This window comes from Pseudoalteromonas sp. SIMBA_162 (genome assembly GCF_046535955.1).
Classification (GTDB): domain Bacteria; phylum Pseudomonadota; class Gammaproteobacteria; order Enterobacterales; family Alteromonadaceae; genus Pseudoalteromonas; species Pseudoalteromonas marina.
The window spans coordinates 69,217-85,858 of sequence record NZ_JAWJBQ010000009.1 but is presented as its reverse complement, the minus strand read 5'-3'; the positions used below and the strand labels follow the sequence as shown (position 1 = coordinate 85,858).

General features: G+C 40.3%; 11 protein-coding genes and 1 other RNA gene. 2 read left to right on the top strand and 10 right to left on the bottom strand.

Annotated features, from left to right (window positions below; translation table 11 throughout):
- Window positions 1-15: 15 nt before the first annotated feature.
- The 3 genes from R0J88_RS08830 to R0J88_RS08820 form a co-directional block, all read right to left on the bottom strand.
- Entirely contained in the window at window positions 16-2,778 is a 2,763-nt protein-coding gene (locus R0J88_RS08830) for a response regulator (RefSeq protein WP_410899691.1), read from the bottom strand.
- Window positions 2,779-2,973: 195 nt separating this feature from the next.
- An RNA gene (ffs, locus tag R0J88_RS08825) (signal recognition particle sRNA small type) lies at window positions 2,974-3,070 on the bottom strand.
- A gap of 139 nt (window positions 3,071-3,209) precedes the next feature.
- Window positions 3,210-4,082: a DUF3014 domain-containing protein gene (locus R0J88_RS08820; protein ID WP_410899690.1), complete on the bottom strand. Its 873-nt coding sequence runs from the start codon at window positions 4,080-4,082 to the stop codon at window positions 3,210-3,212.
- 231 nt (window positions 4,083-4,313) lie between these two features.
- On the opposite strand from R0J88_RS08820, the gene R0J88_RS08815 reads away from it, so the two are divergent.
- The gene (locus R0J88_RS08815) at window positions 4,314-5,459 is read left to right on the top strand and encodes a patatin-like phospholipase family protein (RefSeq protein ID WP_243533708.1); all 1,146 of its coding nucleotides are present in this window, start codon (window positions 4,314-4,316) and stop codon (window positions 5,457-5,459) included.
- A 1-nt stretch (window position 5,460) separates the two neighbouring features.
- On the opposite strand, the gene R0J88_RS08810 is transcribed toward R0J88_RS08815, so the two are convergent.
- Window positions 5,461-7,434 carry a monovalent cation:proton antiporter-2 (CPA2) family protein gene (locus R0J88_RS08810; protein ID WP_410899689.1) on the bottom strand — a complete coding sequence of 658 codons (1,974 nt, stop codon included), beginning with the start codon at window positions 7,432-7,434 and terminating at the stop codon, window positions 5,461-5,463.
- 133 nt (window positions 7,435-7,567) lie between these two features.
- Here R0J88_RS08810 and R0J88_RS08805 point away from each other — a divergent pair, with 133 nt between their 5' ends.
- Window positions 7,568-8,464 carry a GGDEF domain-containing protein gene (locus R0J88_RS08805; RefSeq protein WP_006793611.1) on the top strand — a complete coding sequence of 299 codons (897 nt, stop codon included), beginning with the start codon at window positions 7,568-7,570 and terminating at the stop codon, window positions 8,462-8,464.
- 63 nt (window positions 8,465-8,527) lie between these two features.
- Here R0J88_RS08805 and R0J88_RS08800 read toward each other — a convergent pair whose 3' ends face one another.
- From R0J88_RS08800 to lpxB, 6 genes are all read right to left on the bottom strand, one after another.
- Window positions 8,528-8,878: a hypothetical protein gene (locus R0J88_RS08800; RefSeq protein ID WP_058429484.1), complete on the bottom strand. Its 351-nt coding sequence runs from the start codon at window positions 8,876-8,878 to the stop codon at window positions 8,528-8,530.
- The gene (tilS, locus tag R0J88_RS08795; RefSeq protein ID WP_410899688.1) at window positions 8,879-10,183 is read right to left on the bottom strand and encodes a tRNA lysidine(34) synthetase TilS; all 1,305 of its coding nucleotides are present in this window, start codon (window positions 10,181-10,183) and stop codon (window positions 8,879-8,881) included.
- A gap of 93 nt (window positions 10,184-10,276) precedes the next feature.
- The gene (gene accA / locus R0J88_RS08790; protein ID WP_006793614.1) at window positions 10,277-11,233 is read right to left on the bottom strand and encodes an acetyl-CoA carboxylase carboxyl transferase subunit alpha; all 957 of its coding nucleotides are present in this window, start codon (window positions 11,231-11,233) and stop codon (window positions 10,277-10,279) included.
- Window positions 11,234-11,249: 16 nt separating this feature from the next.
- The gene (gene dnaE / locus R0J88_RS08785) at window positions 11,250-14,741 is read right to left on the bottom strand and encodes a DNA polymerase III subunit alpha (RefSeq protein ID WP_410899687.1); all 3,492 of its coding nucleotides are present in this window, start codon (window positions 14,739-14,741) and stop codon (window positions 11,250-11,252) included.
- Window positions 14,741-15,346, bottom strand: a complete 606-nt coding sequence (gene rnhB / locus R0J88_RS08780) for a ribonuclease HII (protein WP_010557170.1) — start codon at window positions 15,344-15,346, stop codon at window positions 14,741-14,743. The genes dnaE and rnhB overlap by 1 nt, the downstream gene beginning before the upstream one ends.
- A complete protein-coding gene (lpxB, locus tag R0J88_RS08775; RefSeq protein ID WP_410899686.1) occupies window positions 15,336-16,493 on the bottom strand; it encodes a lipid-A-disaccharide synthase in 1,158 nt (385 codons plus the stop codon). The genes rnhB and lpxB overlap by 11 nt, the downstream gene beginning before the upstream one ends.
- Window positions 16,494-16,642 lie beyond the last annotated feature (149 nt).

Here is a 16,642-nt window from a genome sequence, read left to right as displayed (position 1 = left end):
CTTTATCAATTATACTTAACTTATCTTTGTAAGGTTATTAGCAATAACACTATATAAACCCTGAGAGTTAACCGGTTTTGAAATAAAGTCATCCATACCTACATCTAAACAACGCTGCTTATCTTCTTCATATGCATTGGCTGTAATAGCGATAATTGGAACCCTTTTATCTTCCCCTATTTCATTTTCGCGAATGCGTATAGTACATTCATAACCGTCCATATTAGGCATTTGACAGTCCATTAAAATTAAATCAAACACATTATTTTTTAATGTTTTAAGCGCTTCTAAGCCGTCGTTTGCCATTGTAATAGTAACAGCTGTTGGCTCTAACATTTTTGCAATTACTTGGCGGTTTATAGGATTATCTTCTACTAGCAAAATATGCTTATTGATCAAATCTGGTAAAGATTGCTCTTGTACACGTTTTGCTAAATCGACAATTTTCGCTTCAGGTGCATGTATCGAAAACTTAATCGTACTGCCCAAACCTGGCACGCTATTGAGGGTTATTTCACCCTCCATTTTTTTAATTAAACCTTGGCAAATAGCCAGCCCAAGCCCTGTACCGCCATACTTACGAGCTACGCTAGCATCTGCTTGGGTAAACTCACTAAAAAGTAATAGTTGCTGCTCTTTTTCAATCCCAATTCCGCTATCAGACACACTTACCGTCAGTTGCTCATCTTTGTAATCAAACGATAAACGCACAAACCCAGCCTGAGTAAACTTTTGTGCATTTGACAATAAGTTAATAATTATTTGATTTAAACGTAAGTCATCTACATTTAAGCAATCGGGTAAGTCTGGGCTGCGCTGAATAATAAACTCAACATTGTTAGAATGAATAATGGGTGAGAATAACGAGTGTATATTTTCTATAAACGGAGCAAGCAAAGTAGCACGGGGGCTTATTTGCATAGCGTTAGCTTCAATTTTAGAAAAATCTAAAATATCATTTAATATTTGTAGTAAATTTTTTGAGCTTTTTTGTTGTGTTTCAAGAAGGTCACGCTGCTCATCGGTAAGGGTGGTATCACGAAGTAATACCTCACCCATACCTAAGATGCCGTTCATAGGCGTGCGCAGTTCATGACTCATATTGGCCAAAAACTGTGACTTAGCTTTATTAGCTTCATTAGCAGATTTAACTGCTTTTGTTAGCTCATCTGTTTGCTCTGCCACTTTAACTTCCAATTGCTGGTTAAATTGGCTTAACTGTTTATTTAGATCCTGATTTTTAATATTAGACGCTTGTAAGCTCTCTATTGAGTCCCTTAACGCACTTCCCAGCATCTTAAACTGCTCTTGTAGCTGCAGTACTTCGTACCAACTAGACTCTGTATTAAAATGTTGTTTTTCTGATTTATCAAAACCATGCATTAAATTAGTTAAACCAATAATTGGCTGAACTAATAAGTTAGACAAATGATGTATAAACAACACCACTAAAAATATCAACACTGCACTAAATAATATTGTTGGTAACCAAGCACTTGCTACTACCTTTGTTAAGTGCTTACGATTGTAAAACGTGATGACCTGCCATTTACTAACAGTATCAACATACTGATTGGTATGAAATACTTCATTATTAACAGAACGGAACAGTTGATTATCGCCCAAGTTACTTATCGTAAAATCTAAAGTTTTAAAGTCAGCCAAAATGTCAAATTGTGCTAATGAGCTAAAAACAATCCTTTGCTCAGCATCGAGTATAATTAGCTCACCAGTTTGGTTAAACAAATTCGGTATATATTGCTCTAAACGCTCAAGCTTTAACGACCCTTCCACTACACCATAAAACTCATCATTTCTGTAAATAGGCGCAGAAAGTGCAACTATAGGTTCATTACCAAGGCCACGCCCCTGAAACACACCACTGCTATAACCTTGAGGATACTGTTTAGCTTGGGAGAAATAAGGGCGGTCGTTAACAAAGCGCTTTTCTTCACTAAGTCCTTCTAATAATGTGCTGGGAATACTTTTAGCTACATAGCCATTTGGCATTGCATATAAGCTTGTAGTAAAACCTGGGTATAAATCCATTAACTGCGTTAACTGTTGTTGTATAGTAATTCCACCACCTATGGCATCACTGCTCATTACCACCGCGTTTTTATGAAACTGTAAATAGTCATTCAACTGTGTGCTAATTGATTTCGCTTTTTCTTCAAGCTGAGCATTTACCTCATACTCTATGCGTGAGTGATGATCGTTCACCAAAAAAACACTTGTAATAAGGACAACCAAAACAATAATTACGCTGACAACATAGCTAAGAATACGGGCTAGTGGGCGTCCTTGATAAGCACGACTAGCAAAGGGAACAAATATGCTCATCAAATCAACGAGTGCTAAGCTTATTAATGCATTTACCAGGTATTTAAACACTGCAACAATAAGCGTTAGCGATGCTAAATCCATTACAAACTGGCCTATACCCCAAATGATAGGCAGTCCAACTAAAAACCAAAATACGGCACCTAAGGGTAAAATAGGTTTAGAGCGCCTTAAACAAAAAATATAAAGCCATAAAAGCTCCAACAAATAAACTATGCTGGGCCAACAGTGCCCCCATCTATAGAGTAAAAAGCTTGAGACAATTGCGAGCGTAAGGCAGGAATAACGCAGTCCAGTGAATACTAAGCTGCATAAAACAAAAAATTGTCCAAATAAAAATTCAGAACTATCGAAAAAATACAGGGGTAAAAGGTTAACCAACCCGCCTATTAACCCTAATAAAATAGCTAGTGCCCACTTACTTCTTTGAGACATTACAACAACCCTTGGGCATCTGATTTAACATGTGTAGCGTTAACGTTAACGTATTATTTCATTATTGCGCAATATCTAAGTGTTGTCTATATGGCAGAAATATAGGGAATATCAGAAAATAAACTTGTGTGTATTTGGTTAAAGTTTTTTAAATTGATTAGCTGTAGTCACCCAAATGAGGAATTTGGGTGGCAGTCTTACCAGCCACATCTCGGCACACACGTCACAAACTGTGGCTGCTCCCTTCCGGGCCTGACCAGGTTCGCCTGCTAGTGTTGCGAGAGGACCAATAAGACTACCATTGAGGGCCTTGGTTGGCGCGGGAGAGATTATCTCTACTTTTACTGTGTTATTCAAGGGATAATCAAAAAAGAAGGTGCGATTGCATACTTCATATACAATCGCGGCTTTGAAATTTTAATTTGTGACTATTATTTGCTCTCTAATTGCGCTTTTATATTACGAAGTGCTGCTTTTACTTTTTTCATGTTGTCTGGACCCATGCGTAAAAGCTGTTTTTGAGCAGCAGGAAGTTGCTCCCACTCAGAAAACGCATACTGATAAGTTACTGAGTCACGTAAAAGTGGTAAGGCGCCTTCAGGCTCCGGAGTATCAAGTAGTAAATCGATAGCGTCGTTCAATGTTTGTTTAAACTCGTCATCGCCATAACCAATTTCAGTGTATGCATCGTTAATAAGTGGCTGGTACTCTTCAAACATACGGACCACTTGCGCTGCACTCATGCTAGTAAAAATTTTTACATACGGTGTGTAACGCTCATAACTATTTGGATCAATTGTTAAAATATCCCCTTCGGTAACACTAAAGCTTTCTTGGGGTTTAATAACAGGATTATGTTTTTTAGCTACTTTGCCTTGAGCTAAATTGTCAATAAAAACAACACCTCGACGAATAACATCATCAGTGACTAATAGGCTCATCACAGAGTCACTTAGGTACTCGTCAATTTTGGCAACAACCATAGTATCACTATCGTTTAAGGCAGGTAGCGTAGCTACTTCTGGTTCGGGTTCAACTATGCGCTGCGCTGGCACTTCGAGCTCTGCGGGCTGTTCAACTGCTGTTGGCTCTTCTGGCTCAATTATATCTGGTTCATTTAATGGATTAAGTTCCATTATTGGCCGCTCTTTAACGGGCTCTGTTGCTTCTATGCGCGCAACCGGTTCGTCACTTGGTTTAAGTAATATAAATGCAACTACACAGGCAACAACAATTAGCGTAATAATGGCAAGAAGTAAGTTACTGTTTGTTGAGCGTTTTTGAACATCTGGTGAGTCTGACATACGAACTCCATAAAAAATAAAAATGCGATATCACTTAGAGTGGGCTAAGTGGATTAAATTCATTCTGTTCGAGTTTTTTATTAAATCAATAGCTATCTTAAGTTAGACATGCTGAATTCAGCATTAAATTATGCGGTTATAACTCTATGAACAGTTAACCTTTGATTCTTCTAGCTTAAAGACTTACAGTTAATAAATAAAGTAAAGACGTTGAACAGTTTAACCACCAATATGAAAATTAAGCAAATAGATCCCAAAAAACCTAAAACAGCCTTATTACTCACTGGTGGTGGTGCTCGAGCGGCGTATCAAGTAGGTGTTTTAAAAGCGCTTGCTCACAGCATGCCACGTACGGCACCTCTTCCTTTTAGAATAATAAATGGTACGTCTGCAGGCGCAATAAACTCTGCAGCCTTGGCTTGTTATGCCTCTTGCGCGCACTTAGCAGTGCGAAAATTAGAATCTGTTTGGAAAAACTTTTCGACCTCAATGGTGTATAAAAGTGATTTTTTAAGTGTATTTGGCCATATTGCGCGTAATATTTTAACTAGCTTTCAATCAGAGCATATTAACCACCCACCAGCAAGCTTGCTTAATAACCGCCCTTTACGTGGTTTACTTAACGAAATTTTAGACTTGCATCGCATAGAGCGTAATTTACACCGAAACTATTTAGAAGCGCTTTCGATTACAGCCTCAAGCTATACCACGGGTGACTCAGTCGCTTTTTTTCAGTCAAATACACAAACAGCTTGGCAAAGAGCTAAACGGGAAGGCCGCCCAACACGTATTAATGTTGAGCATTTAATGGCATCAAGTGCTATTCCAATGGTGTTCCCAAGCGTGAATATTCATAACCACTACTTTGGCGATGGTTCTATACATCAACTATCACCACTGAGCCCTTCAATACATTTGGGTGCTGAAAAAATATTTATCATTGGTGTAGATGAACCTAAAGAGCCGCATCCACCGGGATATTCTGCGCATTACCCTGGGCTTTCTGCTGTAGCCGGACACTTGCTTGATAGTGTATTTACCGACACCATGCAGTCAGACTTAGAACGCTTGGGTAGAATAAACCGCACTTTGGGGCTTTTACCTGCGCGAGATAAACACCAAGAGCTAAAGCAAATAGATAGCTTTGTTATTAACCCCTCACAAAACTTTAATGTTATTGCAGCGCAGTATTACAACGATATGCCATGGGCGATAAAAGTATTATTGCGGACTATTGGTGTTAAAAAGCACTCTCAATCAAGTTTAACGAGTTACTTATTATTTGAAAAACGCTATACCCAGCACTTAATGGAAATAGGGTATCAAGACGGCATGGCTAAGCTACCTGAAATAAGAGCTTTTTTAGGACTCGATTAATTTATTCAATCCCGTCTAATAAAAAATGTTCTACGCGTTCCACACGCCTTGGTTTACCTTGCAAAACGAGTATATCGTTGGCAAGCAAGATAATTTGATCTGAAGGGGCATCTATTTCTCGATCTTGGCGTCGTAATGCCTTAATAGATACCTTGCGCTTTACTAAATTAAGCTCATTTATACTTTTATTAACCGCATGTGCTTTATCGGGCAGAGCAACCACATGCAAATACTCTAATTTATCTGAATTACTTTCATCGTTGTTTATATGCTCACCTGTAAAAAAACTTTGCAAAAATTGATAACGATTTCTTCGTTCATCACTCACTCGCCTAATAATTCGGCTCATGGGTACACCCGACATAGACAAAACATGCGAGACTATCATTAAACTTGCTTCAAGCGTTTCTGGTACAACTTCAGTGACACCAAGCTCTCGTAGTTTTTCAAGCTGGCTATCGTCTCGGGTACGGATAAGTATTTTTACCTCTGGAGCTATTTGCTTTATTGCGTCTATCACTATTTGTGTTTGTTCAAACTCGGTAAATGTAATAATCACCAACCGCGCTCGCTCTACGCCCGCACACTTTAAAATATCTTTTTGTTTAACGTGGCCAAATATTACAGGCTCACCTGCGGCCTTACCTTCTTGAACAAGTATGGGGTTACTTTCAACAGCAACATATTCAATAGCTTCTGGCTTTAAAAAGCGCGCTATAGTTTGCCCTACCCTCGAAAAACCACAAATGACTACATGGTTTGTGTAAAGTGCACTTACTTGTGGCTCGCCTTCCCATGCAATGCTTGGGCTATTTAATAACCCTAAACGCCTTAAAATATAGGGTGTTTTTTCAATTAAAAATGGTGTTAACGCCATCGATAACACACCAAGGGCAATTAAAAATGAAATGTGTTCGCTGGTTAATAATTGATGCTGCCTACCCAAGGCAATTAATACAAAACCAAATTCACCCATTTGCCACAGCATAATGCCACACGCTAATGAGTCCTGCTTTCGCTCACCCATAAGTTGTGCACTGATGGCAAGCACAGCTATTTTTAAAACTAATAATCCAAATAATGCACCAACAATAATAACGCCATTGCTAAACACATAAAGTAAATCGAGTTGCATACCTACGGTAACAAAAAACAGCCCCATTAAAATATCACGAAATGGCCGTATGTCGGCTTCAAGCTGGTGCCTGTAATGACTTTCGCCAAGCATCATCCCGGCCAAAAATGCACCTAGTGCCATTGATAAGCCAAACATATAGGTTAGTAAACCCGCAAACAAAGCAACCAGTAGCGTAGTAAGTACAAACAGCTCATCAGTGCGCACCAAGGCTATTTCGCTGAATACTTTAGGCAGTAACCATTTACCAATAGCCCACAGTAATACGCAAACAAAAGCACCTTTAGTCAGAGAAAATGCTAACGCCCATCCAATTGTTTGTGAATCGCTTGTGGCAAATAAAGGAAGAATAATAAGTAAAGGGACTACGGCAATGTCTTGAAACAACAATACACCGATTGCTAATTGCCCTCTACGCTGATTAAGTTCCCCACTTTCTTTAAGCAATTTAACGACTACCGCCGTTGAAGACAGCGCCATAATCGAACCAATAGTAAAGCTGGTAAGCAAACTGAAGTTTAAACAGTACAAAATTATAATAAGCACTAAGCTTGTTACAATTACCTGCAGTGAACCTAAGCCAAATACAATATTACGCATGGCCATTAATCGAGATATTGAAAACTCAAGCCCTAAGCTAAAAAGCAAAAATACAATACCAAGCTCTGCAACAAAGTCTATTTCGTGCGTATGTTCAAGCCATCCAACGCCATGACTGCCAGCTAAAACACCTGTTGCTAGGTACGCCAAAATTGGCGGCAAACCGATGCGCTTAAAAAACCACACAAAAATAACGGCAACGACAAGTAAGCCAAAAAATTGAGCATTAGTACTTTGCAAATTTGGCCTCCGGCTTCAATTAAACTAGGGGATGTAATTTAACTATAGCAAGCAATTGTTTTTAAGCTAATTTTAAAATATGGCACAAAAATCGCTTAATATTTGCAAAGCAACACTCTCGGGGGAGAATTTAATGGAAAATGTCCATATTTTGACGCAACGTGTCTCTGGTCGCGGCGACTTTTTGCCGTTTTCGGCTGAACACACACCAAATAATGAAACAACGGCAACACACGAGTTAGTCGCTGAGCTTCAAACTAGTTTAGTTATTGAAGATGTATTGGCCATATACGCAAAATTTACAAAAAAGCTTTTAAACTTTACGGGATTGCAGTTTCAATCAACGCTTGGCACTGCACAAACGTCTGAAAGCGATACTAATAGCACGCCCTATATTTTTGACTTAACGATTGGAAGAGAGCACTTAGGGCAACTTATATACTTTAGTAAATACCCTTTAGGCAAAGCAATTGAAAGCAAGTTACGCTCGCTTCACTCTGCGCTGGTTTACCCACTACGTAATGCAATGATGTATAGCCGCGTACTTAAATTGGCGACAAAAGACTCATTAACGGGTTTGAACAACCGTAGTCAATTTAATGACATTTTATCTCAAAAGCTCGAAAATTGTCGCCGCTATCAGCGCCCTTTCAGCTTAATGTTACTTGATCTAGATAATTTTAAGCAGGTAAATGACAAGTTTGGCCACAAAATTGGCGACGATACACTTAAAGAATTTGCAACGGTATTAAATTCAAGTATACGCGCTACTGATACCGTATTTAGGTTTGGTGGCGATGAATTCGCAATACTCATAGAAGACCCTGAATTCAAAACTAATCAGGTTGTATCTGAACGTATAATGCAATTTGTAAAGCAATCTAGCTTAATGTCAAAGCATGAAGTTACGGTTAGTATTGGCTATACCTTAGCAATGAGTAATGACTGCGATATAGAAATCTTTTCTCGCGCAGATAAAGGCTTGTACAAAGCAAAAGCGTCTGGCAGAAACTGCGCTAAAGCATATTGATTATAAGGCTTTTTTAAAAGGCTTAGCTTCCCCCGCTAAGCCTTTTTTATGAAAACCGTTGCCCTATTGCTTAATAGACTTTGCAGGTAAAAATTTATAAATTGTCAGTGCCACACAAAAACCAAAAAAGTAACCACTCACTAAATTTATTAAGGCTGTGGCGGTATCAAGAGGCGTAAATAACACTAAAACGAGCGGTAAACTCACCCCTAATATAAAAAATATGCCGCCTTTACCTAACCAATACGCCATTAATATAACCGCTGATATAGCACCGCCTAAAATAGCATACGCTAAAGTGACAATGTTCAAATCAAGCAATACATTAGCAACTATCGCTATTAGGGCTGTAAATAGTATGCCTAGTGGCGCTTTATTGACTAGCGATAATCCAACATGTGGCTGTTTACTCATTTATTTACACTCCCAATAAATACCATTTTCATCATAATGTTTTTCACTTACAAAATAGCCAACCACTTGTACTAGCTCGTCATTATAAAAAATAAGCGGCACTTGACTTCGAAGCCAAGGCGCTACTTTTGCGTCCTTAAACCAGTGCTTTACGCTGTTACTTCCGGGCTTTTTAAGAGGCTTTATACGAGCGCTGTTATAATTAAATCTTACTGAAACCTGCTCATTGGCATGCGGCGCTCTTATTCCTGCACCTCTTTGCTTTGTTAATACGCGGCCATCGTTGAGAGTGAGTTCATGAGTAATTAACTTGTCATCATTCACAATGTTTTTTTGAGTTACGAAGTATAAATACCCTTGGTGGCGCCTAACCTGTCCATCAACTAAGTCAATTTGAATTTTAGCATCGGCCTGAGCGTTTATTGCCTGATTAATAATTTGTGACAACTGCTTTTGAGATGGCATTACTTGGGTAAATAAGCTAAGCCACGCACGAACCACATTTGTTATGCGCACGTCGCTATAATGAATTATTTGGCTAATACACAATGCTTGCTGGTCATTTAAACTTTGGCTTAAATCAATTTGAGTATACTCATCAAGTAGCGCTTGTTGTTGCTGCAATAAATCAATGCTGCGCCCAGCACACTGTTCAAAACCTTTAAACCGCATAGCCAGTTCAGGCACTACACGTGCACGCAAAAAGTTACGATCAAAACGCTCATCGGTATTTGAGTCATCAGTTATGTGCGTAATATTAAACGCTGTGGCAAAGTGCTCTATATCACTGCGCGCAATGTTTAAAAGCGGCCTGTAGCATATTCGCCCGCTTTGTAGTTCACGCATTGCTTGCATTGCACCTAACCCTTTTAAGCCCGAGCCACGCTTTAAACGCAGTAAAAACGTTTCTATTTGATCGTTTAAATGCTGGCCTAATAAAATAACACTTTGCGGTGCGCTTAGTTCATCAAGTGCTTTATAACGTGCCTCACGTGCCTGCGCTTCAAGGCTTGTTCGTTTTTGCCGGCTTATTGTTACCTGCGCGGTATTAAACGGTATATCTAGCTTAACGCATAGGTTTTGGCAAAAAGCCTGCCAGTCATTAGCGTATTCGCTTAAGCCATGATTAACGTATATTGCACTTACCTTTAGCTTTGGCATTTCTTGCTTTAGCACGTGCATTACATGTAACAATACAACTGAGTCGACCCCACCCGAAAGCGCAACAGTAAAATTAAACTGTTGTTGCTTAAAAAAGTGCTCTAGAGCGTGTTTAACGTGTTGATAGATGGCTGATGATTGCATGCAATACGCTATAAAATTTGTGTTAGAAGTATTTTAAAACAAAAAAGCCGCATAAGCGGCTTTTTTTAACATTTAATGTAATAGTTACTTTTATTAGCAGTAACCAAACGACATTAAACGTTTGTAACGTTGATCAAGCATGTCTTCAAGCGAAAGCGCTTGTAAGTCTGCTAAATCACGTTTTAAACGAGTTTTTAAGTTACGTGCCATCGCATCATAGTTACGGTGTGCACCACCTAAAGGCTCATCAACTAAGTTGTTGATTAAATCTAGCTCTTTAACGCGCTCAGCGGTTACGCCCATAGCCTCTGCAGCAAGTGGCGCTTTGTCTGCGCTTTTCCATAAAATAGAGGCACAGCCTTCTGGCGAAATTACCGAGTACGTGCTGTATTGCAACATATTAACTCTGTCACCAACACCAATCGCTAATGCACCACCTGAGCCGCCCTCACCAATAACCGTACAAATAGTTGGCACTTTAAGCGCCGCCATTACTTTAAGGTTACGTGCAATTGCTTCAGACTGACCACGCTCTTCAGCGCCAACACCAGGGTATGCACCTGGCGTATCGATAAAGGTCATTATTGGCATTTTAAAACGCTCAGCCATTTCCATTAAGCGAAGTGCTTTACGGTAGCCTTCTGGTTTTGGCATACCAAAGTTGCGTTTAATTTTTTCAGCTGTATCGCGGCCTTTTTGTTGGCCAATAACCATAACGGGTTCGCCATCTAAACGTGCAACACCACCTAAAATAGCCGGATCGTTAGCAAAAGTACGATCGCCTGCAAACTCGTCAAACTCCGTGAAAATGCGCTCGATATAATCTCGAGTATAAGGACGCAACGGATGACGCGCTAACTGCGATACTTGCCAAGCGCCTAAATTTGAGAATATTTCCTCTTTTTGCTTAGCACTTTTTTCTTTTAATTTGCTGACTTCCTCTTCTAGCTCAAGGTCTAATTCGCCAGCGCGGCTTATGCTTTGTAATTCTTCAATTTTTGCTTCTAATTCTGCAATCGGAAGCTCAAAATCAAGATAATTGAGGCTCATGCTCTAAACTACCTAATCAGTTAAATTCTAGTTCTACATCTTGTGCCGCCATGAGTGATAACTTGTGAATCAAGTCGTCGCTCGGCGTGACACACCATTCGATCCCTAGGGTTAATTGCGCCAACGCATCTGGGCGTTGGTAATAAACCTTGATCGGACACGTTCCCATTTTATAGGGTTCGAGTACTTTTTGTAATTTATCGAAGAAACCTGCCTCGATTTGCACCATGTTCAGCGTCATTTTAATCGCTTTAATACGTTTTTCACGCGCTTGAGCAATGGTGTTTATTTCTCTGGCGGTCATTGTAATGCCACCGGAGAAGTTATCAAAGCTGACCTGTCCAGATATTACCAAGATATTGTTAACTTGAAGCATTTCTTGGTACATTTCAAACTGTTCTGGAAACAAGCGTACATCAATACGGGCGCTCTTGTCATCTAAAGTTATTAAGCCCCAACGGTTGCCTTTTTTATTAATTAAGGTCCGCGCTGAAATAACTAGACCAGCGGCTGTAGAGAGTACATCACGATTAGTTGGTTGTAAATCCATCAGCTTTCCGCTGGTGTAATACCTAAGCTCCTTGCGATACTGATTTATCGGATGCCCAGTTAAATAAAGGCCTAGGGTATCTTTTTCACCTTCAAGCCATTCATTGTCGGTCAGGCCCGTGGCCTTAATAAAGGCTTGCTCTACTTCGTCTGGCTCAGTAGCCAATAAACCAAATAAATCGCTTTGTCCAAGTTGCTCTGCCTTGTTGTGCTGATCGGCCGCGCGCATAGCGTCTTTTAAACTTGCCAGTAATGTTGCACGCCCAGCTTGGGTTTTCTCTGGCCCAAGCTTATCAAGTGCACCGGCATAAATTAATTTTTCGGTGACTCGTTTATTTAGACGTTTTAAGTCAACGCGAGCACAAAAATCAAATAAATCCTTAAACGGGCCGCCCTTTGCGCGCGCTTCTAAAATAGCGTCTACTGGCGCTTCACCTACACCTTTAATTGCGCCAATACCATAAACAATTTCGCCTTGCAGGTTTACCGTAAACTTAAATTCACCGGCGTTTACATCGGGCGGCAATAAGGTAAGTTTCATGTTTTCACATTCATCTACCAAAATTACTATTTTGTCGGTGTTATCCATATCGGCAGACATTACCGCAGCCATAAACTCAGCTGGGTGGTGCGTTTTCATCCATAAGGTTTGGTACGAAACCAGTGCATACGCTGCTGAGTGAGATTTATTAAAACCATAACCTGCGAATTTTTCTACCAAGTCGAAGATTTTTATCGCCAGTTCGCCATCAATACCATTATTACGCGCGCCATCTTCAAACGTTGAACGCTGCTTTGCCATTTCTTCAGGTTTTTTCTTACCCATTGCACGGCGTAACATATCTGCACCACCCAGCGTATAGCCTGCGAGTACCTGCGCTATTTGCATTACTTGTTCTTGATACAAAATAATGCCGTAAGTGGGATCGAGTATTGGTTTTAAGCTTTCGTGTTGGTACTGCGCATCTGGGTATGAAATTTCCTCTCTACCCAGTTTTCGGTCGATAAAGTTATCTACCATGCCTGATTGCAATGGACCTGGGCGGAACAAGGCTACTAATGCAATCATATCTTCAAAGCAATCGGGCTTAAGGCGGCGTACTAAATCTTTCATGCCGCGCGATTCTAGCTGAAACACCGCGGTTGTTTCGGCGCGCAGTAATAGCTCTATGCTTTTTTTATCATCCAGTGGAATAGTGTTTATATCAACAGGGTCTTTGCCTTCGCGCTGCATACGCACGTTGGTCATATCCACTGCCCACTGCAAAATGGTCAAGGTACGTAAACCCAAGAAATCGAACTTAACAAGGCCCGCGGTTTCTACGTCGTTTTTATCAAACTGTGTTACCGGAAATTTACCTTCATCGTCACAATAAAGTGCAGCAAAGTCGGTAATGGTGGTCGGCGATATTACAACACCACCGGCATGTTTACCGGCATTACGCGTACACCCTTCGAGGATGCGACACATATCGATTAAATCTTTTACCTCTGAGTCACCATCGTAAGCTTCTTGCAAACGCGGCTCTACTTCAAAGGCTTTGGCAAGGGTCATTCCCGGATCGCCTGGGATCAGTTTAGAAATACGATCAACAAAACCATAAGGATGACCAAGTACACGACCTACATCGCGTATTACCGCTTTTGCGGCCATAGTACCAAAGGTAATAATTTGTGATACCGCATCACGCCCATACAATGCCGATACGTGATCAATTACTTCGTCGCGTCTGTCCATACAAAAATCGACGTCGAAATCGGGCATTGATACACGTTCAGGGTTTAGGAATCGCTCAAAAAGCAAGTCAAATTCCAGCGGATCGAGGTCAGTAATTTTAAGTGCGTACGCCACTAATGAACCCGCACCCGATCCTCGCCCTGGACCTACCGGTATATTGTTATCTTTACTCCACTGAATAAACTCCATTACGATTAAGAAGTAACCCGGAAAACCCATTTGGTTGATTACGCCAAGCTCTACGGCTAAACGTTCATCGTATTCAATACGTTTTACTTTTCTATCTTCTTCGTCAGGGAACAAAAACTGGAGTCGTTCTTCAAGGCCATCTTCTGACACTTTAACCAAAAACTCATCAATATTAAGAGAGCCTGTTGGATAATCTGGTAAAAAGTATTCGCCTAACTTTACAGTCACATTACAGCGCTTAGCTATTTCTACCGTATTTTGCAGTGCTTCAGGTATATCGCTAAATAGCTCAGCCATTTGCTCAGGCGTTTTTAGGTATTGTTCTTCTGAGAAACGTTTTGGACGGCGTTTGTCATCAAGTGTGTAGCCATCAAATATAGCTACACGAATTTCGTGCGCTTCAAAATTTTCAGGTTTTAGAAATACCACTTCGTTGGTTGCAACAACGGGCAGCTGCTCTTTAGCTGCAAGCGCCACTGCCATGTGCAGATAATCTTCTTCGAGCGGGCGGTTAGTTCGTACAAGCTCTAAATAGTAATGATCGCTAAAGTGCTGCTTGTAAAAGCTAATTACGCTTTCTATAACGCCCGGATTATTTTTTAATAATGCTTTACCTAAATCACCGTCTTTTGCGCCTGAGAGAATAATTAATCCTTCTTTATGATTAGCTAACCATTCTCTATCAATTACTGGACGATGAAATACATGACCACGCTGATACGCCTCAGAAATTAATAGCGTTATATTTTTATAACCTACATTATCTTTAGCTAAAATTGTAATGCGACATGGCTCATCCGGAAATTCAGGGCTGCGCAGCCAAAAATCAGCACCTACAATCGGCTTTATACCGGCATTATGGGTAGCGCCATAAAAGCGAACTAATCCACAAAAGTTCATTTGATCGGTAATAGCAATCGCGGGCATTTCTAGCTCTTGCGCCTTAGCGACTATTGGCTTGGTTTTAGCTAAGCCATCAACCATCGAAAAGTCTGAGTGGACCCTTAAATGTACAAAATCAGGTGCTGCCATTATTTTGCCTCGCCTTTCGCTTGCATAAGTACACGCTGCACGGGTTTAAAACTTTTACGATGTTCATCTATTGCACCGTACTGCTCAAGTGCTGCAAAGTGCGCTTTAGTTGGGTAACCTTTATGCCCTGCAAACCCGTATTGCGGGTGGCGTTTATCAAGTTCAAGCATTTCATCATCACGCGCTACTTTGGCTAAAATAGAGGCTGCTGATATTTCGGCAACTAGGCTATCGCCTTTAACAACCGCTTGAGCAGGCATAGTGAGTTTTGGTAAACGGTTCCCATCTATAAATACAAACTCAGGCTGTGTGCTTAGTCCTTCCACTGCGCGGCTCATAGCAAGCATGGTAGCGTGTAAAATGTTTAAGTCATCAATTTCTGATGGACTACAACGGCCATAGGCATAACATAATGCGTTTTCTTTTATCTCGGTGGCTAATGCTTGGCGCTTTTTGTCTGTTAATTTTTTAGAGTCGGCTAGACCCGCTATTGGTTTAGTTGGGTCAAGTATTACTGCTGCGGTAACAACATCGCCAACAAGCGGGCCTCGCCCTACTTCATCAACACCGGCAATTAAGGTTACATTGGGTCGTTCAATTTGCATGTATTAACTCCGCTACGGCATTGGCTGCTTGCTCGCTGGCATTTAATCTAATGTTTTCATGAATTTCTAAAAAACGTGCTTTTAATTGTCTATTGTCTGTTTCTAGCATTGGGGTAAGTGCTTGAGTTAAGTTTTTAACATTACAGTCGCTTTGTAAAAATTCAGGCACTAATTCTTCATCGGCCAATAAATTTGGCAACGAAAAATATTTAATGTTAAAGGTAAACAGGGTTTTAAAAATCCAGTAGCTTAATGGTTTTATTTTATACCCAACAACCATTGGCTTTTTATACAGCATGCCTTCGAGTGTGGCTGTGCCAGACGCAAGTAAAATGGCATCTGCCGCTTGCATTGCTAATTTAGATTGCCCATCTAGCAAGCTAACATTAAGGCTAGGCGCTGTAGCATTTAAAATATCAGTAAACTGCGCTTTGCGCTTTTCGTTTACCAGTGGAACCACAATTTTAAGGTCTGGGTTTTGAGCTTGAAGTTGCTGCGCTGTTTTTATATAGGTTTCACTCAGTAAGCCCACTTCGGAGCCTCGGCTACCTGGCAATAATGCCAGTACTTTGTCATCAAGACTTAAGCCTAGTTTTGCACGTGCTTGGCTATCGTCGTGCTCAAGCGCTATATCGTCTGCTAATGTGTGCCCTACAAACGTACACGGTACTTGATGCTTGTCGTAAAATTCTTTTTCAAACGGCAATAGTGCAAGTACTAAGTTAGTAGCTGCGCTAATAGTATGAATACGTTTTTCTCGCCATGCCCAAACTGAAGGGCTTACGTATTGAACTGTTTTAATGCCTGCATCTTTTAAAGGTTTTTCAACGCGAAGATTAAAATCAGGAGCGTCTATTCCAATAAATACATCGGGTGGGTTATCTATAAAATGTTGAACCAATTGTTTACGAATTTTCAGTAAACGCGGTAAACGCCCAAGTACTTCAACCAAGCCCATTACAGACAGCTCATCCATATCGTATAGAGTTTTACAACCTTGAGCTTGCATTTTTGGTCCTGCAATCCCCTCAAAGGTGGCATCTGGAAAATGTACTTTTAATGCTTTTATTAGGCCTTCGCCTAAAATATCGCCCGACAGTTCGCCTGCCACTATACCTATTCGTAGTTGTTTTTTTTCTTTCATCATTTGCTTTTTAGTTCATATTTTAATCGGGCGTCATGAGTTTAGTTTACCGCGTTTTGGTATGTGTTTAAACGCTTTAAATAACTCGTTTTTTCACTGTAAATATAATCTCTATTGTTATTTATTTTTAATACTGATGTAGCATATAAATT